Origin of the sequence: Nocardia niigatensis NBRC 100131 (genome assembly GCF_000308655.1) — a bacterium.
GTDB lineage: Bacteria > Actinomycetota > Actinomycetes > Mycobacteriales > Mycobacteriaceae > Nocardia > Nocardia niigatensis.
Window position 1 is genome coordinate 18,887 of record NZ_BAGC01000003.1, and the last position, 24,942, is coordinate 43,828.

27 protein-coding genes are annotated in these 24,942 nt (G+C 68.4%); 14 read left to right on the forward strand and 13 right to left on the reverse strand.

Annotated features, from left to right (window positions below; translation table 11 throughout):
* Positions 1-147: 147 nt before the first annotated feature.
* Positions 148-1,305: an SLC13 family permease gene (locus tag ON33_RS01550; protein ID WP_245550257.1), complete on the forward strand. Its 1,158-nt coding sequence runs from the start codon at positions 148-150 to the stop codon at positions 1,303-1,305.
* Here ON33_RS01550 and ON33_RS01555 read toward each other — a convergent pair.
* Positions 1,302-2,195 carry a hypothetical protein gene (locus ON33_RS01555; protein WP_040854035.1) on the reverse strand — a complete coding sequence of 298 codons (894 nt, stop codon included), beginning with the start codon at positions 2,193-2,195 and terminating at the stop codon, positions 1,302-1,304. The genes ON33_RS01550 and ON33_RS01555 overlap by 4 nt on opposite strands.
* Positions 2,196-2,343: 148 nt before the next feature.
* Here ON33_RS01555 and ON33_RS01560 point away from each other — a divergent pair, with 148 nt between their 5' ends.
* On the forward strand, positions 2,344-2,778 hold the full coding sequence (locus ON33_RS01560) for an SRPBCC family protein (RefSeq protein WP_040854488.1): 435 nt from the start codon (positions 2,344-2,346) through the stop codon (positions 2,776-2,778).
* A 12-nt stretch (positions 2,779-2,790) separates the two neighbouring features.
* Here the strand turns inward: ON33_RS01560 and ON33_RS01565 are convergent, their stop codons facing one another.
* Positions 2,791-3,138 (reverse strand): VOC family protein, encoded by a 348-nt coding sequence (locus tag ON33_RS01565; protein ID WP_040854038.1) that lies wholly within the window; start codon positions 3,136-3,138, stop codon positions 2,791-2,793.
* 13 nt (positions 3,139-3,151) lie between these two features.
* Positions 3,152-3,961 carry a MerR family transcriptional regulator gene (locus ON33_RS01570; RefSeq protein WP_040854042.1) on the reverse strand — a complete coding sequence of 270 codons (810 nt, stop codon included), beginning with the start codon at positions 3,959-3,961 and terminating at the stop codon, positions 3,152-3,154.
* 101 nt (positions 3,962-4,062) lie between these two features.
* Between ON33_RS01570 and ON33_RS01575 the strand changes: the two genes are divergently transcribed.
* Positions 4,063-4,395, forward strand: coding sequence for a YbaB/EbfC family nucleoid-associated protein (locus ON33_RS01575; RefSeq protein ID WP_040854044.1), 333 nt, complete (start codon positions 4,063-4,065; stop codon positions 4,393-4,395).
* 14 nt (positions 4,396-4,409) lie between these two features.
* Positions 4,410-5,018, forward strand: a complete 609-nt coding sequence (gene recR / locus ON33_RS01580) for a recombination mediator RecR (RefSeq protein WP_040854047.1) — start codon at positions 4,410-4,412, stop codon at positions 5,016-5,018.
* A 3-nt stretch (positions 5,019-5,021) separates the two neighbouring features.
* On the opposite strand, the gene ON33_RS01585 is transcribed toward recR, so the two are convergent.
* The 3 genes from ON33_RS01585 to ON33_RS01595 form a co-directional block, all read right to left on the reverse strand.
* A complete protein-coding gene (locus tag ON33_RS01585; protein WP_040854049.1) occupies positions 5,022-5,213 on the reverse strand; it encodes a hypothetical protein in 192 nt (63 codons plus the stop codon).
* Positions 5,214-5,357: 144 nt separating this feature from the next.
* Positions 5,358-5,999: a hypothetical protein gene (locus tag ON33_RS01590; RefSeq protein WP_040854052.1), complete on the reverse strand. Its 642-nt coding sequence runs from the start codon at positions 5,997-5,999 to the stop codon at positions 5,358-5,360.
* A 16-nt stretch (positions 6,000-6,015) separates the two neighbouring features.
* The gene (locus ON33_RS01595) at positions 6,016-6,234 is read right to left on the reverse strand and encodes a hypothetical protein (RefSeq protein WP_063710928.1); all 219 of its coding nucleotides are present in this window, start codon (positions 6,232-6,234) and stop codon (positions 6,016-6,018) included.
* Between the two features lie 376 nt (positions 6,235-6,610).
* Between ON33_RS01595 and leuA the strand changes: the two genes are divergently transcribed.
* Positions 6,611-8,413 (forward strand): 2-isopropylmalate synthase, encoded by a 1,803-nt coding sequence (gene leuA / locus ON33_RS01600; protein ID WP_040854054.1) that lies wholly within the window; start codon positions 6,611-6,613, stop codon positions 8,411-8,413.
* A 136-nt stretch (positions 8,414-8,549) separates the two neighbouring features.
* Positions 8,550-10,382, forward strand: coding sequence for a MinD/ParA family ATP-binding protein (locus tag ON33_RS01605; protein ID WP_245550258.1), 1,833 nt, complete (start codon positions 8,550-8,552; stop codon positions 10,380-10,382).
* A 62-nt stretch (positions 10,383-10,444) separates the two neighbouring features.
* On the opposite strand, the gene ON33_RS01610 is transcribed toward ON33_RS01605, so the two are convergent.
* Complete coding sequence (locus ON33_RS01610) at positions 10,445-11,434, reverse strand: LLM class F420-dependent oxidoreductase (RefSeq protein WP_040854056.1); 990 nt, start codon at positions 11,432-11,434, stop codon at positions 10,445-10,447.
* 34 nt (positions 11,435-11,468) lie between these two features.
* Positions 11,469-12,377, reverse strand: coding sequence for a LysR family transcriptional regulator (locus tag ON33_RS01615; RefSeq protein ID WP_040854058.1), 909 nt, complete (start codon positions 12,375-12,377; stop codon positions 11,469-11,471).
* Between the two features lie 273 nt (positions 12,378-12,650).
* On the opposite strand from ON33_RS01615, the gene ON33_RS01620 reads away from it, so the two are divergent.
* The 7 genes from ON33_RS01620 to ON33_RS01650 all read left to right on the forward strand — a co-directional run bounded on the left by ON33_RS01620 (position 12,651) and on the right by ON33_RS01650 (position 20,931).
* Positions 12,651-13,622: an EamA family transporter gene (locus ON33_RS01620; protein ID WP_051151529.1), complete on the forward strand. Its 972-nt coding sequence runs from the start codon at positions 12,651-12,653 to the stop codon at positions 13,620-13,622.
* 125 nt (positions 13,623-13,747) lie between these two features.
* Positions 13,748-15,514 carry a hydroxysqualene dehydroxylase gene (locus tag ON33_RS01625; protein WP_040854060.1) on the forward strand — a complete coding sequence of 589 codons (1,767 nt, stop codon included), beginning with the start codon at positions 13,748-13,750 and terminating at the stop codon, positions 15,512-15,514.
* 83 nt (positions 15,515-15,597) lie between these two features.
* On the forward strand, positions 15,598-16,221 hold the full coding sequence (locus ON33_RS01630; RefSeq protein WP_040854062.1) for a pyridoxamine 5'-phosphate oxidase family protein: 624 nt from the start codon (positions 15,598-15,600) through the stop codon (positions 16,219-16,221).
* Positions 16,222-16,309: 88 nt separating this feature from the next.
* Positions 16,310-17,560 carry a Mur ligase family protein gene (locus ON33_RS01635; protein ID WP_040854498.1) on the forward strand — a complete coding sequence of 417 codons (1,251 nt, stop codon included), beginning with the start codon at positions 16,310-16,312 and terminating at the stop codon, positions 17,558-17,560.
* Positions 17,557-18,267, forward strand: a complete 711-nt coding sequence (locus ON33_RS01640; RefSeq protein ID WP_040854063.1) for a type 1 glutamine amidotransferase — start codon at positions 17,557-17,559, stop codon at positions 18,265-18,267. The genes ON33_RS01635 and ON33_RS01640 overlap by 4 nt, the downstream gene beginning before the upstream one ends.
* A 168-nt stretch (positions 18,268-18,435) precedes the next feature.
* Entirely contained in the window at positions 18,436-20,049 is a 1,614-nt protein-coding gene (locus tag ON33_RS01645) for a GMC oxidoreductase (RefSeq protein WP_505790763.1), read from the forward strand.
* Positions 20,050-20,139: 90 nt separating this feature from the next.
* The gene (locus ON33_RS01650; protein ID WP_040854066.1) at positions 20,140-20,931 is read left to right on the forward strand and encodes a hypothetical protein; all 792 of its coding nucleotides are present in this window, start codon (positions 20,140-20,142) and stop codon (positions 20,929-20,931) included.
* 22 nt (positions 20,932-20,953) lie between these two features.
* On the opposite strand, the gene ON33_RS01655 is transcribed toward ON33_RS01650, so the two are convergent.
* The 4 genes from ON33_RS01655 to ON33_RS01670 form a co-directional block, all read right to left on the reverse strand.
* Positions 20,954-22,162 (reverse strand): low temperature requirement protein A, encoded by a 1,209-nt coding sequence (locus tag ON33_RS01655; RefSeq protein ID WP_040854501.1) that lies wholly within the window; start codon positions 22,160-22,162, stop codon positions 20,954-20,956.
* 65 nt (positions 22,163-22,227) lie between these two features.
* Positions 22,228-22,788 carry an SRPBCC family protein gene (locus ON33_RS01660; RefSeq protein ID WP_063710922.1) on the reverse strand — a complete coding sequence of 187 codons (561 nt, stop codon included), beginning with the start codon at positions 22,786-22,788 and terminating at the stop codon, positions 22,228-22,230.
* Between the two features lie 194 nt (positions 22,789-22,982).
* Positions 22,983-23,165, reverse strand: coding sequence for a DUF1918 domain-containing protein (locus ON33_RS01665; RefSeq protein WP_040854068.1), 183 nt, complete (start codon positions 23,163-23,165; stop codon positions 22,983-22,985).
* Positions 23,166-23,197: 32 nt separating this feature from the next.
* Complete coding sequence (locus ON33_RS01670; protein WP_040854069.1) at positions 23,198-23,776, reverse strand: TetR/AcrR family transcriptional regulator; 579 nt, start codon at positions 23,774-23,776, stop codon at positions 23,198-23,200.
* 72 nt (positions 23,777-23,848) lie between these two features.
* Between ON33_RS01670 and ON33_RS01675 the strand changes: the two genes are divergently transcribed.
* Positions 23,849-24,424: a dihydrofolate reductase family protein gene (locus ON33_RS01675; protein ID WP_040854071.1), complete on the forward strand. Its 576-nt coding sequence runs from the start codon at positions 23,849-23,851 to the stop codon at positions 24,422-24,424.
* Between the two features lie 34 nt (positions 24,425-24,458).
* Here the strand turns inward: ON33_RS01675 and ON33_RS01680 are convergent, their stop codons facing one another.
* Complete coding sequence (locus ON33_RS01680; RefSeq protein ID WP_051151530.1) at positions 24,459-24,923, reverse strand: MarR family winged helix-turn-helix transcriptional regulator; 465 nt, start codon at positions 24,921-24,923, stop codon at positions 24,459-24,461.
* Positions 24,924-24,942 lie beyond the last annotated feature (19 nt).

Sequence of the window (24,942 nt, forward strand, 5' to 3'; positions counted from 1 at the left end):
CGGCCGGACGAAGGGCTGCCGTCCTCGGGGCTGCCGCTGAGATCGTGGGTAGCCGCCGCCGAAGCCCCAGGCGGACGCGTGGATAAGCTGGTCGAAGGCGGTGCTGTGCCCACGGCGTGGCGGCCGAGTGGGTTGGACCTTGTGCGGGTGACGGTGTTGGTCGTCGGGTTGTTGTGTGTGGCAACGGGTTTGCTGCCCAGGCACGAGGCGGCGGAGAACATGCGGCGGATCGCGCCGTTGTTGTTGTTCCTGGCCAGCGTGATCGTGCTGGCGAATCTGGCCCGGCGGGCCAAGGTGTTCGACGTGATCGCCCATCGGCTGGCGATCATTGCCGGTGGGAATTATGCCGGGTTGTTCCTGCTGTGCGTGCTGTTCGCGTCGACCACGACGACGGTGCTGAATCTGGATACCACGGCGGTGCTGCTGACGCCGGTGATGATCGCGCTGGCGGGCCCGGCGCGGATTCCGCCGCTGCCGCTGGCCATGACGACGCTGTGGCTGGCGAATACGGCGAGTCTGCTGCTGCCGGTCTCGAACCTGACCAATCTGCTGGCCGCGGACCGGGTGGCGCTGAACGCGACCGGTTTCGCGGCCAGAATGTGGCTGCCGCAACTGCTTTCGATCGCGGTCACCATGGTGTGCCTGTGGTGGTGGTACTGGCGGCGGTCGCAGCGCGGGGACGACCGATATGTGGTGCCGGAGCCGATCCGGCCGGCGGATCTGCGGGAGCGGGTGCTGCTGTACGCGTCCGGGGGCGCGTGCGTGCTGTTCGTGCTGGCCATCCCGTTCGTCGGGGATCGGATCGGGATCGCGGCCGCCGTGGCCGCCGCCATCGCGGTGCTGGCCTTCGCGATCTGCGATCGCCCGGCGCTGCGGCTGTCGCTGTTCCCCTGGCAGCTGCTGGTTTTCGTGTCCGGGCTGTTCCTGGTGGTGCCCACGCTGTCGGCGCACGGACTGTCGACGGTGATGGATCATCTGATCGGGCAGGACGCCGGCGGCCTCGGCGTGTTCCGGGCCGCCGGTGCGGGCGCGGCGCTGTCGAATGTCGTCAACAACCTGCCCGCCTACACCGCGGGCGAGGTCGTGATCTCCCCAGGTGAGCGGAATCAGTTGCTGGCTTTGCTGATCGGCACCAATGTCGGCCCGGTGATCACCCCGTGGGCCTCCCTGGCCACGCTGCTGTGCCTGGAGTTCTGCCGCACCCACAAGGTGCGCGTCCCCATGCGCCGGTTCGTGCTGACCGGCCTGGTGCTGGCGGTCGCCGCGACGGTCGCCGCCACCGCGGGACTGCTGCTCACCGGCTAGAACGTGGTCACCGGGTGCAGTGCGTATTCCACGATCTCGATGACGTCCTCGTCGGTGTAGACGGCCGGCAGGGGCAGCCCCAGGCTCTCCAGCAGTCTGCGCACCTGCCCGATCGTCGGCTCGCTCGGCGGCCGCAGATCGGCGTCGCGGCTGAGCTGCACCGGCCGCGCCTGTTTGAAACTCACCGCCAATTCCCGGGTGAAATCCGAATACTGGGACTTCCCGCGCTCGAACAGCAGCGCCGGGGTCTTCGAGCCGCGCTGGTTCATGATCACCACATTGTCGGACATGTCCCAGCGGTAGGTCGACAGCGTCGACGACAGCCCGAGCTCGACGGTCAGGAACTCCGACTGCTGCCGGTACCACGCGCAGGCCAGCACCGTGGCGTAGGACTGCTTGCGAATCCGGTCCGGCGTCCACGGCCGTCCGCTGATATCGCCCTGCGGCTGGAGCGAATTGCGGTACTGCGCGTCCGCCAGGCACAGCTGCTCGTTGCCCGGGTCCAGGACCTCCACCCGCAGATTCAGCAGGTGGCTTTCGTCGCGCGCGCGCCCCAGGAAATACGGCAGCGTGACCGCGCGCAGGTAGGTTCCGGTGCCGCCCTTGTAGATCCAGTTGTCGGTGTCGCGGCGGGCGCGCGCGTGCGCCTGATCGATCTCGGCGCCGTGCAGCAGCCGCACCGCCGCCAGCTCCCGGACCAACCGCGAGGTCCGGTTGCGGTCGCGCAGCAGAGTCAGCGCGAGCAGGCTCAACACCAGCAGCGTCGCGCCACTGACCGCATTCGGATTGGCGAACTTGTCGAAGGCCTCGACCACAATGGCCGTGGCCGCCACGACCAGCGTCACGACACCGTCGATATTGAGCCGGATCCAGGTCACGAACCGCGTCATCACCGCGTCCTCCCCCGCAGTAGTGCACCCAGAATAGGTGGCCGACCCGACGCGGCGCAGCGAACCGACGCACCCGGATGCGGCGTAGCATGACCGAGCGGTAACAGGGCAGAGTGCCGGTCAGCCCGCAATCACTAAGGAGCACATGGTGGGACAGGTCAGCGCCTCCAGTTCGATCGTCGTCGCGGCGGATCCGAAGCGCACCCTCGACGCGATCGCCGATTACGAGACAGTGCGGCCGAAGATCCTCTCCTCGCACTACCGCGACTACAAGGTGGTCGAGGGCGGCCAGGGCGCGGGCACGGTCGCGGAGTGGACGCTGCAGGCCACCGAGAAGCGGTCGCGCAATGTGCGCGCCGCCATCTCGGTCTCCGATTCCATGGTGACGGAACGGGATTCGAACTCGTCGATGGTGACCGCCTGGACCGTCACCCCGTCCGGCGCCGGCTCGCTGGTCACCGTGCGCACCACCTGGAAGGGCGCGGGCGGCATCGGCGGCATCTTCGAGGGCATCTTCGCGCCGCTCGGCCTGAAGAAGATCCAGGCCGAGGTGCTCGAGAACCTGAAGAAGGAACTGGCCTAGTTCGCGGAGCCGCTAGTCCTGCGCGATATCGAAGAGGTTTCCTTCGGGGTCCGACAGCGTCGCCCACTTCACGCCGTACTCGTCGAAGTCGGCGAGATGCTTGGCCCCGAGGGCGACAGCCTTCGCGATCTCGGCCTGCTGGTCGGGCGAGTGCAGGTCCAGGTGCACCACGTTCTTGCCCGGGTTCTTGTCGGGCACCTGGATGAACATGAACGTCGGTGTGGCGGCGGCGTTGTCGATGGTGGCGAAGTACTCGGTCGCGCCGTCGTCGACGGGACGCTCGAACAGCTGACCGTAGAACCCCGCCAGCTCGGCGGCGTTGTGGCAGTCGAAGGTGATGTTGCCGAGGGACAGTGCCATGATTCTCTCCTTTTCAGAGCCGGCCGATGGGCCAGCAGACTTCGGTGCGGTAGTCGGCGGGCTCGGCGTCACCGGGCCCGACCAGGTAGTTTTCGCGCACGGGTTCGGCGAGTGCGGTGTCGTGCTCGGCGACATGGCTGCCCAGCGCGCCGTAGGTGCGGTCGAATTCGGTGAACGGGCCGGCATGGACGGCGATCGCGAACCGGCGGGCCGGCAGGTCCACGACGTCCTCGATGCCGAAGCGGTCTCGGTGCCCCGGGTCGATGGGCACGAAGGTGACGACCTCGCCGCGGTCGTATTCGAAGAATTGCGGCGCGTAGGTGGCGCCGCCCGGCCCGGCGGGCGGGAGATTCGCCGCGGCCAGCCGCTCGTACATGGTTCCGTAGCTGTGCTCGCACCACTGGTCGCAGTCCTCGCGCGCCACCTCCGATCGCATGGCCAGCGCCGGATAGCTTGCGATGGAACGATATTCGACGCTGATCCCGGCCGACGGCAGCAGCAGCGCCCGGAGCGAGGCCACCACGTCGCGGGTGCGCACCAGCTCGGCCTCCATCCGCTCGAGATGCGCCCGGATGGCGGCGTCCCGCGTCGTCTGATCGGGGGCGGCCAGCACCCCTTTGATCTCCGGCAGCGGCATGTTCAGTTCGCGCAGGCGCTTGATCAGGTGCGCCTGGTCCACCTGCTGGGTCGAGTAGAACCGGTAGCCGGAGCCCGGGTCGATCGCGACCGGCGCCAGCAGATCGATCTCGTGGTAGTACCGCAGCGTCTTGATGGTCAGGTAGGTGAGCCGGGAGAACTCGCCGATCGGAACCGTTGCCGTCATGCCCTGAGCGAACACCCTCCAGCGGGGGGAGAGTCAAGCAGCGGGGCGCGCGTCGCCGACTAGGCTGGGGACCGATCACCATCCCCCAGGAAGGACGCGCCGTGCAGCCCGGTGAAGGTTTCGATTTCCAGCAGTTGATGGCCCAGGCCCAGCAGATGCAGCAGGCCGTCATGGCCGCACAGCAGGAGATCGCGGAGTCGGAGGTCGAGGGCGAGGCGGGCGGTGGCCTGGTGCGCGCCCGGATCCGTGCGACCGGCGAGGTGCTGGCGCTGACCATCGACCCGAAGGTGGTCGATCCCGAGGACGTGGAGACGCTGCAGGATCTGATCATCGGCGCGCTCAACGACGCCATGGCGACCGCGCAGAACCTGGCCGCCGAGCGGCTGGGCCCGCTCGCCGGCGGTCTCGGCGGCGGCGCGCTGCCCGGGCTCTGATCGGGGCTGGGTAGGTGTACGAGGGTCCGGTTCAGGATCTCATCGACGAGCTCGGCAAACTGCCCGGCGTCGGCCCGAAGAGCGCGCAGCGCATCGCGTTTCATCTGCTCTCGGTGGAGCCGCCGGAGATCGACCGGCTGCAGGCGGCCCTGCAGAAGGTGCGGGACGGCGTGCGGTTCTGCGGTGTCTGCGGCACCGTCTCCGACGGTGAACTGTGCCGTATCTGCGCCGATCCGCGGCGTGACCGCACCATGATCTGTGTGGTCGAGGAACCCAAGGATGTACAGGCCATCGAACGCACCCGGGAATTCCGCGGGCGCTATCACGTGCTCGGCGGCGCGCTCGACCCGCTGTCGGGTATCGGCCCCGACCAGTTGCGCATCCGGGAATTGCTGACCCGCATCGGAAATCAGGACGACGGCGTGGACGTCACCGAGGTGATCATCGCCACCGACCCGAATACCGAGGGTGAGGCGACGGCCACCTATCTGGTCCGCATGCTCCGCGATTTCCCGGGACTGAGCGTGACGCGCCTGGCCTCGGGCCTGCCCATGGGCGGCGATCTGGAATTCGCCGACGAATTGACACTGGGCCGCGCTCTTTCCGGACGGCGGGCTTTGTAACGATTATGTCCAGGTCGGCGGCGCGGGCAGCGCCGCCGGCTGCGGGCAGGGGATGTGCTGAACGTTCCTGGGGATATCCGCTCCCGCCCCGCTGGCGTGCAATGCCACGGCGATAGCGAAGGTGGCCGCCAAACCGGCGATAACTGCCAAGCCCTTACGCAAGGTCCCGGTCTTGAAGGACGGGCGTAGCTTCATGTTTCGCTCCTCGCCTCGGTGAGTAATGCGTACAAACTCGGAAACACCGCGTGCAATTAGCGAAATGCTAGCTTTCCTGCCCGTGCACAGCCTTCATTCCGGGGGGTTGGAGGTGGAAATTGAAATCTGTCCGTTATTCGACGGTCAGAACGTGAGACGCTGCCAATCCAGCGCGGCGAATCCCGAACGATCTCCGGTGGCCCAGCCCCAGATGAGATTCGCCACAATTCGCGTGTCGTCAGCGGTGGCGGCGAAATGCTTGTCGGCGGACCCTTCCCGGTATTCGAGGTCGTAATGTCCGTCCGGATGTCGATAGGTCTGGATGTAGATCTGCTCCCCGGTTTCCACGATCAGATACGGGCCGGGCTGTCCCAGCTCCGGAATCCACACGTCCACCAGTTCTCGTGTCAGATACGGGAATTCACCGGCCCCGCCGTGTGTGACCGCGGCCGTGACCGATCCGGCCGGATCCATCAGCCAGGCCAGCTGCGGATCCCACAGCGCGTAATCGCGCGGGGTGCCCAGCTCGAACAGCAGCCCGCGCACATGCCCGATGGCGTCGTAGGGCGTGGAGACGAACAGGGCGTCGCCGAGCACGCCGTCGGCGGCGGGTGAACCCAGGAAGCTGTCCGCCTCCGGCAGTTCGGCATTGCGCTTGTCGAGTTCGGCCGCGATCTCGGTGACGGCGTCACCGGCCGGCCTGCCGTCCTGCGCGGTCAGATACGCGTCCACCTGGGCGGGGGACACGGCAGCTCCGGACGGCAGCAGAACGAGGTCGTAGCTCACCCGGCCAGGCTAGTGGCTAGCCCGCGCGGGTCCGCCGCCCGGTCTTCGCGGCATCGGCGGAGCAGGCGCAACCGCCGGCCATGTCGGAGCAGTCGGCCACGAACAGGTGCCGCGGCCGATCGGTGTCGAAGCAGTCGGATTCGGTGCACTCCACCGATCCGGCGGCGTGCACGATCAGAGTCCCGTGACAGTGATCGAGGGCCGATTCGCACAGTGAACAACCCGCAGGATGCACCGCAACCTCCTTCACGCGTCGTTACGGTGATATCACCTGCCTGCGACATCTGCGGGAGCTGACCGCGTGTCGCCCGAACTGTCGGGACTGTCCCTGCGCGGCATCATCTACACCGATGCCCGGGAATCCGCCATCAGCGTGTCGGTGGATGTCGCACCGATCCCGGCCGAGGAGTGACACACTCGGACTGTGGCCCCCGCCTCCCCGACTTCCAGGCGTCTATTGCGCCCCTGTAAACTCCTGATCATCATGCAGCGGGCACTTCTCCTCGGCCGCCGCGACGGGGTCTGATTCGGACCGGCTCCCGCCGCGGGGCTCTGCCGTGCCGGTCTACCCCATAACTGGGATCCAGCCACACCCTCGGAGATAAATCGCCATGTCATCTGCTGATGCTTTCGTATCCGGTACGCGCTCCATCACCCCGCCGTCCAAGCCGGCGCCGGCCGAGCAGCCCGCCTGGAACACGCAGAAGAACTCCTCCATGCCGGTCTTCCGGTACCGGCCCTTCGCCGACGAGGTCGAGCCCGTCACCGTGCCCGACCGCACCTGGCCGGACAAGATCATCGACCGCGCGCCCGGCTGGTGTGCCGTGGACCTGCGCGACGGCAACCAGGCGCTGATCGACCCGATGAGCCCCGCCCGCAAGCGCCGCATGTTCGACCTGCTGGTGCGCATGGGCTACAAGGAGATCGAGGTCGGCTTCCCGTCCGCCTCGCAGACCGACTTCGACTTCGTCCGCGAGATCATCGAGGACGGCGCGATTCCGGACGACGTCACCATCCAGGTGCTGACCCAGTCCCGTCCCGAGCTGATCGAGCGCACCTTCGAGGCCTGCGCCGGCGCGACCAATGTGATCGTGCACTTCTACAATTCGACCTCGATCCTGCAGCGCCGCGTGGTCTTCCGCGCCGACCGCGACGCCGTCAAGAAGATCGCGACCGACGCCGCGAAGCTGTGCCTGGAGGTCGAGAAGCGCTACCCGGACACCAACTGGCGCTACGAGTACAGCCCGGAGTCCTACACCGGCACCGAGCTGGACTACGCCCGCGAGGTGTGCGACGCGGTCTCCGAGATCATCGCGCCGACCCCCGAGAAGCCGCTGATCATCAACCTGCCCGCGACCGTGGAGATGGCGACGCCCAACGTCTACGCCGACTCCATCGAGTGGATGCACCGCAACCTGGCCCGCCGCGACGCCATCGTGCTGTCGCTGCACCCGCACAACGACCGCGGCACCGCCGTGGCCGCCGCGGAACTGGGCTACCAGGCCGGCGCCGACCGCATCGAGGGCTGCCTGTTCGGCAATGGCGAGCGCACCGGCAATGTCTGCCTGGTGACGCTGGGCATGAACATGTTCTCCCGCGGCATCGATCCGCAGATCGATTTCTCCAACATCGACGAGATCCGCCGCACGGTCGAGTACTGCAACCAGCTGCCGGTCGCCGAGCGCCACCCCTATGGCGGCGACCTGGTCTACACGGCCTTCTCCGGCTCGCACCAGGACGCCATCAACAAGGGCCTGGACGCCATGAAGGCCGCGGCCGACGCGCAGGGCGCCGATGTGGACGACATCGTGTGGGAGGTTCCGTACCTGCCCATCGACCCGAAGGACGTGGGCCGCACCTACGAGGCCGTGATCCGGGTGAACTCGCAGTCCGGCAAGGGCGGCGTGGCCTACATCATGAAGACCGATCACGGACTGGTGCTGCCGCGCCGCCTGCAGATCGAGTTCTCGCAGGCCGTACAGCGGATCACCGACGGCGAGGGCGGCGAGGTCACCCCGAAGGAGATGTGGGACGTCTTCTCCGAGGAGTACCTGACCCCGATCCTGCCGCTGGAGCGCATCCGTCAGAAGGTGACCGCGTCCGAGACCGACGGTGGCGTCGACCACATCGAGGCCGTCGTCAAGGTGGACGGTGTCGAGCACGCCGTCTCCGGTGAGGGCAACGGCCCGCTGGCCGCCTTCGTCGACGCGCTGGCCACCATCGACTACGACGTGCGCGTGCTGGACTACAGCGAGCACGCCATGTCCTCCGGCGACGACGCGCAGGCGGCCGCCTACGTCGAGTGCGCCATCGGCGATCAGGTCACCTGGGGTGTGGGCATCGCCACTTCCATCACGACCGCCTCGCTGCGCGCGGTCGTCTCCGCGGTCAACCGCGCTGCCCGCAAGGCCTGAGGGAAATCGCAGGTAGGAGAGCCCGTCTCGACGTCGTCGAGGCGGGCTCGCCGCGTCCGAGCCGGTCAACAATGCTAGCGTTGGGTCGCATTAGCGCCGAGCTCTCTGTTCGAGCCGTCGAGCAGATGGGGGACACGTGACCACGAAAGATCAGAATTCGAAGCCGGTTACGGCGGAGGACGCCGACGACGCCGTCAAGGTTTCGGAGGCGAAAGACGCGGCAGCGCAGGACGAGTCCGCCGAGATCCGCGAAACCGGAACCGACGCCGAGGAGCAGGTGGCCGGATTCTTCCCGCCGGTGCCGGATTCGATCGACCAGACCGTGCTGCACGGGGGACCGGGCGAGGGGCCCAATCCCTTCGCTGCGCCGGGCGGCCCCTTCCCGGGACCTTATGGGCCGGAAGGCCACAACCCTTTCGCGGCTGACGGTCACAATCAGTTCGCGCCGGGCGGTCCCGGGCCGTACGGCCAGCCGGGCTTCCCGCCCGCCGGGGCGTTCCCGCCGCCGGACGCCGGGCAGTTCGCGCCGCCGCCGAATCCCGGTGCGCCGGGCGGTTTTCCGCCTCCGGGCGCGCCGCTGGGCGAGGTGCGCGATCAGACTCCCTATGGTGAGATCCGGCAGGAGATCGGCAGCGACGGCATGGTGCGCCGGGTGTTCTCCGAACCGCCGGGCGCGCGCGGTGACGGCGAAAGGCCCGGGGAGCCAGGGCATTTCGGTGGTCCGGGACATCCTGGACAGTTCGCGCCGTCCAATGATCAACCGGGCGGGCCGATCTACAGCTGGTCGCCGCCCCCGGCCGTGGCGCCGCACACGCAGCAGTCCCAGCCGCAGCCGCAGGTGGGTTTCCAGCCGGGCTGGAATCCGCAGCAGCAGGGTTTTCCGCAGCAGCAGAACGGTTTCGGGCAGCAGGGCTTCGGTCAGCAATTACCGCCCGGGCATTCGGTCAATGATCTGAACCTGTTGAAGCGCGCCAAACGGGCGCCGCGCAGCGGGTGGCGGCGGGCCGTGCACAAGGCGTCCGGCGGCGCCATCAATCCGGGCGAGTCGGCCGCGGACGTCGTGTACCGGCAGCTGGTGGACCGGGTCAACCAGCCGGTGCGCGGGGACTACCGGATCGCCATCCTGTCGCTCAAGGGCGGCGTCGGAAAGACCACCACCACAGTCGGTCTGGGCTCCACCTTCGCCTCGCTGCGCGGTGACCGGGTGATCGCCATCGACGCCAACCCCGACCTCGGGACGCTGGCGCACCGCGTGCCCCGGCAGACCCGATCCACGGTGCGGAATCTGTTGGAGGACGGGCACATCTCGCGCTACTCGGATGTGCGCGCCCACACCTCGCAGGCGCCGAGCCGGCTGGAAGTGCTCGCCAGCGAACAGGATCCGGCGGTGTCGGAGGCGTTCTCCGAGGCGGACTACCGCAAGGCCATCGGCATCCTGCAGCAGTTCTACAACATCATCCTCACCGACTGCGGCACCGGACTGATGCACTCGGCCATGTCCGGCGTGCTCGATATGGCCAGCTCGCTGGTGCTGGTGACCTCCCCGGCCATCGACGGCGCGCGCAGCGCCTCGGCGACCCTGGACTGGCTCGACCACCACGGCTACCACAAGCTGGTGGAGCGAACCGTGGTGGTGGTCAACGCTTCTCGCAAGGGTTCCTCGACGGTGGACCTGGATCAGCTGCGTAAGCTGTTCCTGGACCGGACCCGGGCCGTGCAGGTCGTCCCGTTCGACGACCACCTGGCCGAGGGCGCGGAGATCGACCTCGAACTCGTCGGCAAGCCGACCCGGCGGGCGCTGCTGGAACTGGCCGCCATGGTGGCCGACGACTTCGGCTATCAGGCTGCGCAGCAAGGCTTCCCGCCCCAGGGTGGCATGCCGCCGGGCGGTCCGCAGGGTGGCTTCGCGCCGCCGCCGGGTGGCGGTTTCGCGCCGCCCCAGGGCGGTGGCTTCCCGCCCCAGGGCTGAGCCCGCCGACAACGGAAGGCCCCGCGGTTCAACGGAACCGCGGGGCATCGTCCATTTCCGGGTCAGCCGTGGACCAGCGGGGCCAGCGCGCGCCCGGCGAGCTCGACGGTGCCCGCCTCGTGGCCGTTGGTGACCAGGTTGACGATGACGCCGTCGATGCCCTGGTCGAGCACGCGGGCCTGGATCTGCTCGGCGACCTGGTCCGGGGTGCCCACGAACTGACGGTCGGCCGGGGTGTTGCGCAGCGCCTCGTTGGGCAGCGCGCCCAGATCGGTGATGCCGATGCGGGCCAGCATCTCGGCCTGGGTCTTGCGGGCGCGGTCGCCGTCCTCGTCGACGATGACGAAGGCCAGGAAGCTGGTCTCGAGGGTCTTCGGGTCGCGGCCCGCCTCGTCCAGGCGCGCGTGCAGGGCCTCCAGCTTGCGCGGAATCTCCGAGGCGTTGCAGATGATGTTCAGGTGGTCCGCGAAGCGGGCGGCCAGCCCGAAGGTCTTCTTCTCACCGCCGCCGCCGAGCAGGATCGGCAGGTCATCGCGCACCCGCGGCTCGTTCATGGCGTCGTTGGTGCGGTACCACTTGCCGTCGAAGGTGGAGTGCTGCCCGCGCAGCATCGGGGTGATGATCTCCAGCGCCTCCTCGAGCTTCTCGAACCGCTCGGTGAAGGTGCCGAACTCGTAGCCGTAGGCCTGGTGTTCGAGCTCGAACCAGCCCGCGCCGATACCCAGCACGGCCCGGCCGCGGCTCACCACGTCCAGGGTGGTGACGGTCTTGGCGGTGAGCGCCGGATTGCGGTAGGTGTTGCCGGTTACCAAGGCGGACAACTGGATTCGCTCGGTCGAGGCGGCCAGGCCGGACAGCGCGGTGTACGCCTCCAGCATGGGCTCGTCGGGCGCGCCGAGCAGCGGCAACTGGTAGAAGTGGTCCATCACGAAGGCCGCGTCGAAGCCGGCCGCCTCGGCCTCCCGTGCTTGCGCCACCACCGCCGGGAACAGGTCCCGCGGCGCGACCCCGTAGCTGAAGTTCGGCATCTGATACCCGAGTCGAATGCTCATGCCGCACACGCTATGACTTGGAGCGCACTCCAAGTCAACCGCTGATTTCCGCGCCCGTCGCGTGGCGTGCCGCGGCGCGGAAGGCGGCGATGACCATGGCGACCGCGGGGCGCTTGTCGGCGTGGGGGCGGGTGGCGAGATCGTAGACGCGGGCGGCGCGGACGCCGGCCAGCCGGAGCATCGCCAGGTCGGGGTGGCGGACGGCGTAGCGGGGCATGAGGGCCACGCCGTAGCCGGTGGCGACCAGGGCCTCGATGACCCCGAACTCGTTGAGGCGCTGGGCTATTCGGGGTTGAACTCCGGTCACGGTGGCGATGGAGCGCAGGACGTCGTCGACGGGGAAGCCGGTGCGCACGCTGATCCAGGTCTCGTCGGACAGTTCCGCCGGGACCACCGCGCCCTGCCGGGCCAGCCGGTGGTCGGGGGCGACCACCACGTCGATCGGCTCCCGCATCAGCACGCGCGAGGACACCCGGGGCCCGCCCAGCGACGGCGCGCGCTCGTCCCGATGGGTCAGTACCAGGTCGTAATCTGCCAGCAAACGCGGTACCTCGCTCGGTGGCACATCCTCGTCGCGGGCCACCACGTCCACGCCGGAGTCCGCCAGCTCGGCCAGCACGTGCGGCAGCAGCAGTGCCGCCCCGGATGGAAACAGCGCCACCCGCACCCGTCCGCGCGGCGACCCGCGATACTCCGCCATCTCGCTGACCGCGCGTTCCATGGCCTCGAGCACCTCATCGGCCCGCACCACCAGCGCCCGTCCCGCATCGGTCAGCCGCACCCGGCGCCCATCCGGTTCCAGCAGCGCCACCCCCGCCTCCCGCGCCAGCACCTTCAACTGCTGCGACACCGCCGACGGCGTCATCGAGAGCGCTTCGGCCGCTGCGGCAACCGTCCCGCGATCGGCCAGTTCCCGCAGCACGCGCAACCTCTCGAGCGACATGAGCGGCCCATCGGACCGCCCGGTGCCGAACTCGCCGGGTTGTGTCGCGCCTGGCTCCGCGGGGCCGGGCTTCGCGGCTTTATCCGTGCCTCGACCCGCTCGAACCGGGGCCGTGTCGGGGCGGGGCGGTTTGACGCGCGTCGCCCGGGGGACGCGGCGCGGGGGTGGGACTGAGCGAGGTGGGTCGGGGCTCGGCATAGTTAAGTTCTACTACCTTATCGGTGCAGAATTATTCGATTGTTCTTATCTATTAGCGTCAGCAAGATCTTCGGCATGACCAATCGTGATCGCGTGCTCGGGCTGGCCGTCGTGGTGCTGTGGGGGTTGAACTTCCTGGCCATCCACGTGGGGCTCGAGCACTTTCCGCCGTTCTTCTTCGCGGGGCTGCGGTTCGCTGTGATCGCGATTCCGGTGCTGGTGTTCGTGCCGCGGCCGCGGGTGCCGTGGAAGTGGTTGCTGTTGTACGGGATCGGGTTCGGGATTCTCCAATTCGCGTTCCTGTTCACGGCCATGCGGGCGGGGATGCCGACAGGTTTGTCGTCGCTGGTGTTGCAGTCGTCCGCGCCGTTCACCGTGCTGCTGGGCGCGGTGTTCCTGCGGGAGCGGCTGCGAGGCATCCAGCTGGCGGGGATCGCGGTGGCCATGGCGGGGATGGCCCTGATCGGGTGGGATCGCTCGCAGCACGCGGCGCTGCTGCCCCTGGTGCTGACGCTGCTGGGCGGATTGGGCTGGGCCTTCGGCAATATCGGGTCCCGCCTGGCGGCGGCCTCGTCCGCGGAGGTGAACCCGCTGCACCTGACCCTGTGGATGGCCGTGGTGCCGCCGATTCCCATGTTCGCGCTGTCCGCGCTCACCGAGGGGCCGGCCACCGGCTGGAACGATCTGATCGGTTCCTGCTCGGCGACCGGGTGGCCCGCCTTCGCGGCCCTGGCCTACATCGTCGCGCTGGGGACCATCGCGGGATCGGGGCTGTGGACGTACCTGATGAGCCGCTATCCCGCGGGCACGGTGGCGCCCCTGTCGCTGGCCGTGCCGGTGGTGGGGATCGCCGCGTCCTGGGCTTTCCTGCGCGAGACCCCGTCCGTGCTGTGCCTGTGCGGGGCCGTGATCGTGATCGCCGGCGCCTTCACCGCCACCTCGGCGGGCCGCCGGGTCCCGGCCACCGCGCTCGACACGCCCGGACCCATCCGACCCGCCAGAACGACACGCCGGTCAGAACGGGATTCAACTCTTGTCGAGGCCTAGCTGAGCAGTCCTATTTGTGGGAATTTGCCCTTTTTCGGGTCTTCGGGATGAAAATTTCCACCCCAACCGACCATCTGTCTGCGACAGCTCCATAGGATGCGGACCAGGCGTGGGAGGTAACGGGTATGGCAGGACAACGTTTGTCCGTCACGCGGCGATCAGTGCTGCGTGGAGCGGTCGCGGCCGGAGCGATGGCAGGCGCGGTGACGGCGGGGGTCGCCCGGCCGGCCGCCGTCCGGGCCGAGACCGGACGTCGGGTAGCGGTGCTGGGCGGCGGGGTCGCGGGACTGACCGCGGCACACGAACTGGCGGAGCGCGGCTTCGAGGTGACCGTCTACGAACGGCGGGCCCTGGGCGGCAAGGCGCGCAGCATCGCGGTCCCGGGCAGTGGCAAGGACGGGCGGCCGGAACTGTGGGGTGAGCACGGATTCCGGTTCTTCCCCGGCTTCTACCGCCACATTCCCGACACCATGCGGCGAATTCCGTTCGCGGGCAACGCCAATGGTGTGTGGGACAACCTGGTCGCCGCGCCCGAGGCGCGGTTCTCGCGCAAGGACGCGGACGACACCATCATTCCGATGGGCAAATTCGGCAAGACCTGGTCCAGCCCCGACGATTTCCGCGAGACCGTCGGCTCGGCCATTTCGACCTCGACCAATATGGGCACCAGCGATGCCCTCTATTTCGCGAGTCGCCTGCTGGTGTTCAACTCCAGCTGCGACGCCCGCCGATACGGACAGTGGGACAACGTGCCATGGCGCGATTTCGTGGGCGCGGGCAAGCGTTCCAAGGAATTCCGCATGCTGCTCTCGCGCACGCTCACCACGCTGCTGGTGGCCGCACGGGAGGACAAGGCCAGCACGCTGACCATCGGCACCATGGGAGAGCAGTTCCTGGGCAACCCGCTCGAGGTCGGCAATGACGGTGCGCTGGACCGATTATTGAACAGTTCCACCAACGAGGCATGGATCGATCCCTGGGCGAACCGGCTCCGGGATCTCGGCGTCACCTTCGTCAACGCCGAGGTCAAGGGTCTGGATCTGGAGGGCGCGCGCATTTCCGGTGCGCGCGTGGTGGATGCGTCGGGGGCGGCTCGGACGGTCACGGCCGACCATTTCGTGAGCGCGCTGCCCGTGGAAGTGGCGCGTACTCTGCTCACGCCCGAAATCCTGTCGCTGCGACCGGAATTGGCGGGCATGAGCCAGTTGACGGTGGACTGGATGACCGGTATCCAGTTTTTCCTGCGCCGCCCCACCGATATCGCGCGCGGCCACACCGCGTACGTCGATTCCCCGTGGTCGCTGACCTCCATTGCGCAGGGCCAGTTCTGGAATCGCACCCCGGTCACCGGCATGGGCGACGGCACCGTGCAGGACTGCCTGTCGGTCGACATCTCCGACTGGAACACGCCGGGCATGCTCTACGGCAAGACGGCCAAGGACTGCACCCACGAAGAGATCGCGCGTGAGGTGTGGGCGCAGCTGAAGGCGCACCTCAACGATCGCGCCGACCTGCTGCGCGACGAGGATCTGCACTCCTGGTTCCTCGACAGCGGCGTCGCCTGGGATGCCGGGCAGAAGCGCAACACCAATGCCGATCCGCTGCTGATCAATACGGCGGGCTCGTGGGCGCTGCGCCCGGAATCGCATTCCGACTCGCTCCAGAACCTGTATCTGGCAGGCGATTACGTGCGCACCAATGTGGACCTGGCCACCATGGAGGGCGCGTCCGAGGCGGCCCGCACCGCGGTGAACAAGCTGCTTGACGTGGCGGGTTCGGATGCCCCGCGCTGCAAGCTGTTCACGCTGTACCGCACCGAGGTGCTGGAGCCCTTCCGGCAGCTCGACATTCAGCGCTACGCGGCCGGCCAGCCGAACATGTTCGACTCCTAGCGGCCGCCCCCACGCCCGGACGGATTCCTCGCACCGGTGAAAAAGGCTGGTGCGAGGCTCTTTCCCCGCGTTGAATCGGAAGCATGAGCGAGATCACCGATCCTGTCGAACTGCGGGAACTGCTGGGGGAGGTCGCACCGCGGCCGCGGAACAAGGACCGGTACTCCCTGCATCACTGGGATCGGGAATGGATCGCGCGCTCACCGTACGTGGTGCTGGCCACCAGTGACGCCGACGGCAATTGCGACGCCTCGCCGAAGGGCGATCCGGCGGGCTTCGTGAAGGTGCTCGACGACACGACTATCGCCATTCCCGAGCGGCCCGGCAATCGCCGCGCGGACGGCTATCTCAATATCCTGAGCAATCCGCATGTCGGCGTGCTGTTCCTGATTCCGGGCCGCGGCGACACCCTGCGCATCAACGGCCGCGCCCGGCTGGTGCGCGAGGCGCCGTATTTCGACGACATGATCGTGCAGGGCAACCGCCCGATCCTGGCCATCGAGGTCGCCATCGAGCAGATCCTGTTCCACTGCTCCAAATCGGCCATGCGCAGTGGGATATGGCAGCCGGAGCGGTGGGCGCAGGACACGCTGCCGAGCGTCGCGCGCCTGGTGAAGGACGTGCAGCCGACCACACCCGAGACCTTCGAGCAGCTCGAGGCCTACTACACGGGTGAGGGCTATCGAAAGATGCTCTACAGAGGCTGACTGCGGCGTGAATCACGCCGCGGGCCCCGATGCCGGGTGCACGCCCACCCCGCCATCCCCATAAACTCGCGTCGTGGCAGACATCTCGATGCGCGGACAGCTGGCGCTGCGGGCGGCGACGGCGGCGTCGTGGGCCTCGCGGCGGGCCGGGCGCGGCAACGGCTCGATGATCGGCGGGCTGATCGCGCTGAAGATCGATCCCTCCCTCATGACGCAGCTGGGGCGCGGCAAACGCACGGTGCTGGTGACCGGCACCAACGGCAAGTCCACCACCACCCGCATGACCGCGGCGGCGTTGCAGACGCTGGGCGGCGCTGACCGGCGGGGACCGAGCCGGGTCGCCACCCAGGCCGACGGCGCGAACATGGACGCCGGGATCGTCGCCGCGCTCACCGCGCACCGCGCCGCACCGCTGGCCGCCATCGAGGTGGACGAACTGCACCTGCCGCACGTGGCCGACGCGCTGAACCCGTCGGTCGTGGTGCTGCTGAACCTCTCCCGGGATCAGCTGGACCGGGTCGGCGAGATCAATATGATCGAGCGCCGCCTGCGTGAGGGCATGGCGCGGCATCCCGCGGCCGTGCTCATCGCCAACTGTGACGACGTGCTGGTCACCTCCATCGCCTACGACCACCCGAACGTGGTGTGGGTGTCGGCCGGCAGCGGCTGGTCCGTGGACGCCACCAGCTGCCCGCGCAGCGGCGAGCCCATCGTGTGGGAGGGCGAGCACTGGTACAGCACCGGCGCCGACTTCCAGCGGCCCGAACCGCAGTGGCGGGTCGACGAGCACGTGCTGCACGGCCCCGACGGCCTGGAAATCCCACTGGCCCTTGCCCTTCCGGGGCGCGCCAACCGCGGCAATGCCGCGCAGGCGGTGGCCGCCGCCGTCGCACTCGGCGCCGATCCGGCCGAGGCCGCCGCCGCGACCGGCACCGTGCGCGAGATCGCGGGCCGCTACCGGAGTGTCGACGTGGACGGCCGCAGCACCCGCATGCTGCTGGCCAAGAACCCGGCCGGCTGGCAGGAGGCGCTGTCCATGATCGACCCGGCCGCAACGGGTCTGGTGATCGCGGTCAACGGCCAGGTGCCCGACGGCGAGGACCTGTCCTGGCTGTGGGACGTGCACTTCGAACACTTCGAAGGCACCCAGGTGGTGGCCGCCGGCGAGCGCGCCACCGATCTCGCGGTCCGGCTCACCTATGCCGGCGTCGAGCACATCACCGTCGCCGATCCGCTGGACGCCATCGCCGCCTGCCCGCCGGGGCGGGTCGAGGTGCTGGCCAACTACACCGCGTTCCGCGACCTGAACCGCGACCTGGAGACGGGGGCCCGCGCATGAGTGAATCGATCGTCCGCATCGGCCTGGTCCTGCCCGACGTCATGGGCACCTACGGCGACGGCGGCAATGCCGTGGTGCTGCGCCAGCGTCTGCGCATGCGCGGCCACGCCGCCGAGATCATCGAAATCCCGCTCACCGAGCCGGTTCCCAACTCGCTCGACGTCTATACCCTCGGCGGCGCGGAGGACTCGGCGCAGCGCCTGGCCACCCGCCACCTGCAGCGCTACCCGGGCCTGCAGGAGGCCGCGGAGCGCGGCGCGCCGGTGCTGGCCATCTGCGCGGCCATCCAGGTGCTCGGCCACTGGTACGAGACCTCCGCGGGCGAACGCGTCGACGGCGTCGGCCTTTTCGACGTCACCACCTCCCCGCAGGACAAGCGCACCATCGGCGAGGTCGCCACCCAGCCCCTTGTTCCCGGCCTCTCGCAGCCCCTCACAGGCTTCGAGAACCACCGCGGCGGAACCAAACTCGGCGGCGACGCCAAACCGCTGGGACGGGTCACCAGGGGCGTCGGCAATGGCGTGGGCGACGGCCTCGAGGGTGTCATCCAGGGTTCGGTGCTCGGCACCTACATGCACGGCCCGGCGCTGGCCCGGAACCCGGAGCTCGCCGACTATCTGCTGTGCCGGGCCCTCGGCGTGGATTCCCTTCCGCCGCTGGATCTCCCGGAGGTCGATCAGCTCCGCCGCGAACGCCTGCGGGCCTGACGCGGCGGTTCCGCCTCGTCGCGCGGGTGTGCGGACGCCCATCGGGCACCCATGCCCCGACGGCCCCGGTAGTGATCTCTCACGAAGGTGTTGAGGGCACGCTGAGCGACCGGTAGTCTCGCGCGCGGCCATGCGTGATGAGGGAGGTGGCCGTTGCGAAGGCGCGCCGTGTTGAAGGGTGCCGCGATAGCGGCTCTGCTGGCGGGTGCCGGGATGGGTGCCGCCGGTCGCGGCGCCGGACCGGCCTCGGCCAATCCGTTGTGGAACGCGCTGTTCCAGGCATGGGTCCCGGAAATCTTTGCGCCGCTGCCGGATCCGCCGGAGCACACCGAGGCCATTGTCATCGGCTCCGGTTTCGGGGCCGCGGTCACCGCGCTGCGGCTGGCCGAGGCGGGCGTGCAGAACACGGTGCTGGAGCGCGGCTCCCGCTGGCCCAACGACCCGTGGCGCGAGATCTTCACCGGCGACGACCTGCCCGACGGGCGCGGCTTCTGGCATCGCACCAGCTTCACCGGCGTGACCAAGGTGCCCATGCCGTGCTCGGATTTCGGTGGCGTGCTGGATGTCACGCAGTATCCGGGCATCGACGTGTGGCGCGCGGCCGCGGTCGGCGGTGGGTCCATCGTGTTCACCGGCGCCATGGTCGCGCCGCCGAAGCACCTGTTCGACCAGGTCTTCGGGGGCGTCGTGAGCTACGACGAACTGGATGCCGTCTACTACCCGCGGGTTCGGGACATGCTGCGGCTGTCCACCATGCCGCCGGATGTGTACAACTCCGCGCCCTTCGCCCATTCGCGGGCGTGGGATCAGCAGGTGCGGGCCGCGGGTTACGAACCGCAGGCCAATGATTCGATCTTCAACTGGGATGTCATCCGCGCCGAGCTGTCGGGCGGCAGCCGGCCCTCGGCCATCGCGTCGCGCAGCAATCTCGGCAACTCCAACGGCGCCAAGTTCGATCTGAACCAGAACTACCTGCGCTACGCCGAGGGCACCGGCCGGTCGGCCATCTACCCGGGCCACCGGGTGGACTCCATCGGCCAGGACGGCAACGGCCGGTACGTGGTCGCGGTCACCAAGCTGGCCCCCACCGGCCAGGTCCTGGCCACCCGCACCCTCACCTGCGATCGCCTGTTCCTGGGCGCGGGTTCGGTCGGCACCTCCGAACTGCTGGTGCGCGCGCAGGCCACCGGCACCCTGCCCAACCTCAACGAGCACGTCGGCGACGGCTGGGGCACCAATGGCGATGTGGTGCTGGCCCGCAGCATCAGTTCGCTGTCCGCGACCGGTGGCGGCGTGCCCAGCGCCAGCCGCATCTTCGACGACTCGGGCATGCCACTGCACCTCGAAAGCTGGTTCGTGCCCGGCATTCCGGTGGACGTCGGCGCCATCGCCTCGCTGGGCATGGTGCTGGACCCGACCCGCGCGCGCTTCGGCTACGACCGCGGCAGCAACGGCGTCGGGCTGAGCTGGCCCCGGGCGGCTCAGGACGCGGTGGTCGCGGCCAGCCGCGCGGTGGACCACAGGGTGGCGCAGGCGGGCGGCTCGGTCGTGGACTACGCCCCGATCGCCTATGACGCGCAGGGCTTCTTCACCGCGCACCCGCTGGGCGGGGCGGTGCTGGGGCAGGCCACCGACGCCTACGGCCGGGTCATCGGGCATCCGGGCCTGTATGTGATGGACGGCGCCGCCATTCCGGGCAGTACCGCGACGGTGAACCCGTCGCTCACCATCACCGCTGTGGCGGAACGCAATATCGAGGCGATCATCCGGGCGGGGAGGTAGCCCGTCCGGGGTCCCCGCCGCTCGAAGCCCGTCTCGCGATCATGTGCGCCGACTACGCTGACGGGACCGTTCGATGAGGAAGGGGACGTCGTGACCGCGCTCGGCGCACCGGAGGCGGATGAGGAGTTTCCCCACAAGCCGCCCACCCTCTGGACCGATTTCGTCATGCTCGGCCTCGCGGTGGTCTCGGTAGCCCTCGTCGCCTGGGTGGTCTTCTTCCCGGTCGCCGACCACACCTACCGGACGATCCGGATCGTGGACTACAGCATCTGCGCGGTGTTCGCGGCCGAATTCCTGTGGCGCTGGCGGCGTGAGGGCTGGAGTTGGACCTTCCCCTTCATCTACTGGTACGAGGTCCTCGGCATGATCCCGGTGACCAGCCCGTTCTTCCGCGGGTTCCGGTTGCTGCGCATCGTGGTGATCGCGGTCCGGGTGGGCCGGGTGGCCGACCGCGCGTTCGGCGACCGGATCACCGCGGCGATCGTGAACCGGTCGATCGGCGCGATCGTCGAGGCCATCGAGCGCCCGATCACGGTGGCCGTGCTGGACGAGGTCGCCGAGGTGTTGCGGTGTGGCCGCTACACGCGCAATATCGCCAGCGCGCTGGAGGAGAACCGCTCCGAGATCGATCAGATGATCCTGGACGTCATCCGCGACGATCCCCAGCTGGGGAAGCTGCGCTATGTTCCGTTCCACGAGGACTTGATTCGCGGCATCGTCGACGCCAGCTTCCGCGTCGTCCTGCAGGTGCTCGCCGATCCCCGCACCGACGAACTGGTGGCGGATGCCCTGCGCGAGAACATCGATCAGATCCGTGAGGCCGTGCACGCGGGGGAGCGGGTGCCGGAGGCCATCGACCACCGGATCGCCCCGCGCCACTGACCCGTCCAGCGTTTCCGTGCCCTCAGTCGAGCCCGTGCCGGATCAGATCGCGTGGCTGGGCATACCGCACCACCTCGAACACGATGAGCGCCAGCAGAACCGCGCACAGCATGCCCAGCGCGGCCAGCGCGGGCAGCGCCGACGCCACCGGGATCAGCGCCAGCAGCACCACCGCGGCCACCACTCGCGGGAACAGCACCTTGCCGGTCGCGTAGTGCCGGAAGCCGATCAGGGCCACCAGGTACGTGATCACACCGCCGTACAGGGCGAACAGCGGGATCCCGTGCAGCTCGTCGCTGAGCGAATGTCCTTGCGCGCCACCCACGTAGCTGAGCACCTTCTTCAAACCCAGCGCCATGGCCACGATTCCGGCGATCATCGGGAAGTGCCAGAAGGTGTAGCAGTTACGCGCGATCTGGATGCGGCGTTCGCCCCCGGCACGATGCATGGCGTGCTCCACGACCAGCGCGGCCACATCGAAGTAGGCCCACCACAGCAGCCCCGCCACGCCCAGGCCCAGCATCGAGCCCACGGTGATGGACCACGAGATCGGCAGCCCGGCCACGCCGACGCCGATGGACACGATGGATTCGCCCAGCGCGATGATGACGATCAGCCCGTACCGCTCGGCGAAGTGCGAGGCCGAGTAGAGCCGCCACTCGTTGCCCGCGAAGAACGTCCAGCCCATGTCCCACACCAGCGCCGCCAGCCACAGCACCAGCTGGGTGGTCCCGTGGCTGACCGCACCGCACACCAGCAGCACGCTGGCCACGCTGAGTGAGCCTGCGGCCCAGCGGATCACCTGCCGGCGCAGCTGGGCGTCGTCGGTGCTGGCCATCCAGAACACGACCAGGTGGACCAGTCGCACGGCCAGGTACGCGATGACGAACACCAGCGGCCCGTACCAGCCGCCGGGCAGATCGTGGAAGGACTCGGGAATGGTGAGCGCGACGATGAACACCGCGCCCATGGCCACGAACATGGCCACCCGGGCGACGCCCTCATCGGCCTTGACCACGTTCCCGAGCCAGGAGTAGCCGATCCAGGCCCACCACAGCATGGCCAGAATGAGCAGCGCGCGCAGCAGATTGACCGCGGTGGTCTCGTGTGCGGCGAAGTCTGTGACCATGGTGAACGCGAAGACGATCACCAGGTCGAAGAACAGTTCCAGCTGCGTCACCGAGGCGTCCTCGGCGACGGGCATCATGCGGGTGCGAACGGGACCGGGCATGAGGGACATCCTGCCCAATGCACGGCCCGAAAGGCAGTGTCAGCTGCGCACGTTCGCGGTCGGCGTTACGCGGTGCCGAAGCCGGGCTCGAAATTGCGGCCGTAGTCCAGGCGCTGGGCGTAGCCGGGCTGCTCGTAGGCGGCCGGCTCCGTGTAGGTCGCCTCCTCCACGTCGCCGAGTCCTTCGACGCCGGTGACGGATTCGACGAAGGCGATGAAGTTGGTGATCATCGCTTCGCCCTCGCGGCGCGCGGTGCGCTTGAGCAGCATGCCCGGAGCGGGAATCGGGAGGTAGAGCTCGGAGTGGTACCAGACCTCGGTGGCGCCGTCCTCGGTTTCGCCGAGATCGAACCAGCCCTTGCCGCCGGCGCCCGCGCTGGACTCGGAAACCCGCCATTCGACGCGGTTCTCGGTGCAGGTGTACTCGACGACCTGCCGGTCGGGGCGGCCCATGAGGTTGGCGGACACGTAGACGCGCTTGGGGCGGCCGCGCTTGTCGCGGGTGGCGACTCGGACGTCCTGATGGTAGGGGGACCAGTCGGGCATCTGCTCGACCAAGAGCAACGCATCCATCACCTGTCCGGGATCGATGTCGATGACGAACCGGTGATCAGTCTTCGTGCGCATATCTACCCTTCCATCCGGGCACCGATTGTGACCAGGGTCGCTCGAGGAGTCAACTGTGCGACCCCTCGCTCCTGACCGACTGGTCGGTCTGGTAAGTCCCGATTTACCTGCTCGGCAGGGCAATTCGTTCGCGCCCGGACATGATCGGAAAATATTGGGCGAACGCCGGTGATCGGGGCTGTGACCGGACCCCGTCAGCCCGGTTTCACCTCCGAGTCCGGACCCGGAAACACCAGGCTCGTCCGGCCGTCGGCGAACCGCACCACATAGGGCGGCTCACCGTCCGCGCCGCGCACTTCGACGATTTCCGCGGTGTGATCGGGGAGGCCGACATTGCGTCCGTGAATGATCAGATGGTCACCGATAGTTGCTCGCATGCCTTGCGATTATTCGCCCGGAGTGATGCTGGTCACAAGGCGGGTATGGCACGTTCCACTGCGATGCGCACCAGGCGCGCGGCCTCTTCGTCGGTGAAGACGTCCGGCAGCGTCAACTGCTCGACGATCAGCCAGTTCAGGGCCAGGTAGAGCAGGGTCACGGAGTCGGCGTCGCCCGGCAGGCCGGAGTCCAGATGGTTGCGGACATTGAAATCGAGGTCGGCGCGCACCCGCTCGGCGAGGATCGCCTGCAGCTCCGGACGGCGGGTGGCCTCCAGCCGCAGTTCCAGCAGGGCGAGATAGCCGGTGCGGAACTCGGTGATGCGGGCGACGGTCTCCCGCATCAATTCCGCGATGGTCTCGCGGGTGCGCGGGCCGGTGAACAGGTGGTCCATCGTTTCCTTGCCGGGGTGTAGCCGCTCATAGAAGCGGTGCCCGGCCTGGATCAGCAGTTCGTCCCGATTGGGGAAGTAGTTCGAGGTCGTGCCCGCGGGCACCCGGGCCTCCTTGTCTACCGCGCGGAACGTGAGGCCGCGCGCACCGTCGCGGGCCAGGACCTCGATGGCCGCGTCGATCAGGGCATTGCGTCGTTCCGGATTCGTTCGAACCATTGACACCACTCCATGTGTAGTACTACGTTCGTAATCACTACGGACATAGTACTACGAACAAGGCGGTACAACATGCGAAAGCTCGTCTACTACGTCGCGGTCTCCCTCGACGGCTTCATCGCAGGTCCGGAGGGTCAGTACGACTTCTATCCGGTCGACGGCGAGATGACGGCCTGGATCAACGAGCGCTACCCCGACTCGGTCCCGACCCATATCCGCCCGCACTTCGGCCTGCCCGTCGACACTCCGAACAAGGAGTGGGACACGATCCTGATGGGTCGCGGCGCCTACGAGCCCGGTCTCGCGGCCGGTGTCCCGAGCCCGTACGACCACATGAAGCAGTACGTCTTCTCCCGCACCCTCGCCCCGGCCGACTACCCGCGGGTCGAGATCGTCTCGGGTGATCCGGTCGAGCTGGTGCGCCGGTTGAAGAAGGAAGAGGGCAAGGACATCTGGCTCTGCGGCGGCGGCAAGCTGGCCGGCCAGCTGATCGGCGAGATCGACCGGCTGATCATCAAGAGTTACCCGGTGATCGCCGGCGCGGGCATTCCGATGGTCTCCGGCGGGTTCGACCCGACCCGGTTCACGGTCACTCAGCGCCGGGATTTCGGCAACGGCACCCAGGTCACCTGGTTCGACCGGGCCTGATCGCCCAGCCGCGCTTCATTGATTCCCTTCTCGCTCAGTCGTTTTCGCGCAGCATCCGGGTGACGTGGACCGAGGTCTCGTGTAGGCGGTCGAAGATCTCCCGGAGCAGTTCCAGCTGCTCGTCGGAGTAGTCGCGGGCGATCTTGGCGAATTCGGTGGCCAGCAGCTCGTAGTGCGGCGCGATCTCGGCGATGCGGTCGTCCAGGGCGGTGATGATCACCCGTCGCCGGTCCTTCGAATCGTGTTCGCGCCGGACGAATCCGGCCTTCAGCAGCCGGTCGATCATCCGGGTGATGGCCCCGGTGGTGAGGCCGGTGCGCTGGGCCAGTTCGCCGGCCGTGGCGGGTCCGTTCGCGCGCAGCATGGTGAGACAGCGCAGGTCGGTGACGTGCAGGCCGAGCCGATCGGCCATGGCTCCGTGCAGCATCACGGCGTCGGTGGCGCTGCGCTGGGCGGCGAAGGTGAGGGCGGCGCCCAGCTCGTCGTGTTTCTCGCTCATCCCTTGACAGCTTAGTCTC

Excerpts from the sequence above, each read along its gene's own strand:
- ON33_RS01555 (WP_040854035.1), bottom strand. The coding sequence starts at position 2,195 with ATGACGCGGTTCGTGACCTGGATCCGGCTCAATATCGACGGTGTCGTG.
- ON33_RS01565 (WP_040854038.1), bottom strand. The coding sequence starts at position 3,138 with ATGGCACTGTCCCTCGGCAACATCACCTTCGACTGCCACAACGCCGCC.
- ON33_RS01570 (WP_040854042.1), bottom strand. The coding sequence starts at position 3,961 with ATGACGGCAACGGTTCCGATCGGCGAGTTCTCCCGGCTCACCTACCTG.
- ON33_RS01585 (WP_040854049.1), bottom strand. The coding sequence starts at position 5,213 with ATGAAGCTACGCCCGTCCTTCAAGACCGGGACCTTGCGTAAGGGCTTG.
- leuA (WP_040854054.1), top strand. The coding sequence starts at position 6,611 with ATGTCATCTGCTGATGCTTTCGTATCCGGTACGCGCTCCATCACCCCG.
- ON33_RS01610 (WP_040854056.1), bottom strand. The coding sequence starts at position 11,434 with ATGAGCATTCGACTCGGGTATCAGATGCCGAACTTCAGCTACGGGGTC.
- ON33_RS01615 (WP_040854058.1), bottom strand. The coding sequence starts at position 12,377 with ATGTCGCTCGAGAGGTTGCGCGTGCTGCGGGAACTGGCCGATCGCGGG.
- ON33_RS01620 (WP_051151529.1), top strand. The coding sequence starts at position 12,651 with ATGACCAATCGTGATCGCGTGCTCGGGCTGGCCGTCGTGGTGCTGTGG.
- ON33_RS01625 (WP_040854060.1), top strand. The coding sequence starts at position 13,748 with ATGGCAGGACAACGTTTGTCCGTCACGCGGCGATCAGTGCTGCGTGGA.
- ON33_RS01630 (WP_040854062.1), top strand. The coding sequence starts at position 15,598 with ATGAGCGAGATCACCGATCCTGTCGAACTGCGGGAACTGCTGGGGGAG.
- ON33_RS01635 (WP_040854498.1), top strand. The coding sequence starts at position 16,310 with ATGCGCGGACAGCTGGCGCTGCGGGCGGCGACGGCGGCGTCGTGGGCC.
- ON33_RS01640 (WP_040854063.1), top strand. The coding sequence starts at position 17,557 with ATGAGTGAATCGATCGTCCGCATCGGCCTGGTCCTGCCCGACGTCATG.
- ON33_RS01655 (WP_040854501.1), bottom strand. The coding sequence starts at position 22,162 with ATGCCCGGTCCCGTTCGCACCCGCATGATGCCCGTCGCCGAGGACGCC.
- ON33_RS01660 (WP_063710922.1), bottom strand. The coding sequence starts at position 22,788 with ATGCGCACGAAGACTGATCACCGGTTCGTCATCGACATCGATCCCGGA.
- ON33_RS01665 (WP_040854068.1), bottom strand. The coding sequence starts at position 23,165 with ATGCGAGCAACTATCGGTGACCATCTGATCATTCACGGACGCAATGTC.
- ON33_RS01670 (WP_040854069.1), bottom strand. The coding sequence starts at position 23,776 with ATGGTTCGAACGAATCCGGAACGACGCAATGCCCTGATCGACGCGGCC.
- ON33_RS01675 (WP_040854071.1), top strand. The coding sequence starts at position 23,849 with ATGCGAAAGCTCGTCTACTACGTCGCGGTCTCCCTCGACGGCTTCATC.
- ON33_RS01680 (WP_051151530.1), bottom strand. The coding sequence starts at position 24,923 with ATGAGCGAGAAACACGACGAGCTGGGCGCCGCCCTCACCTTCGCCGCC.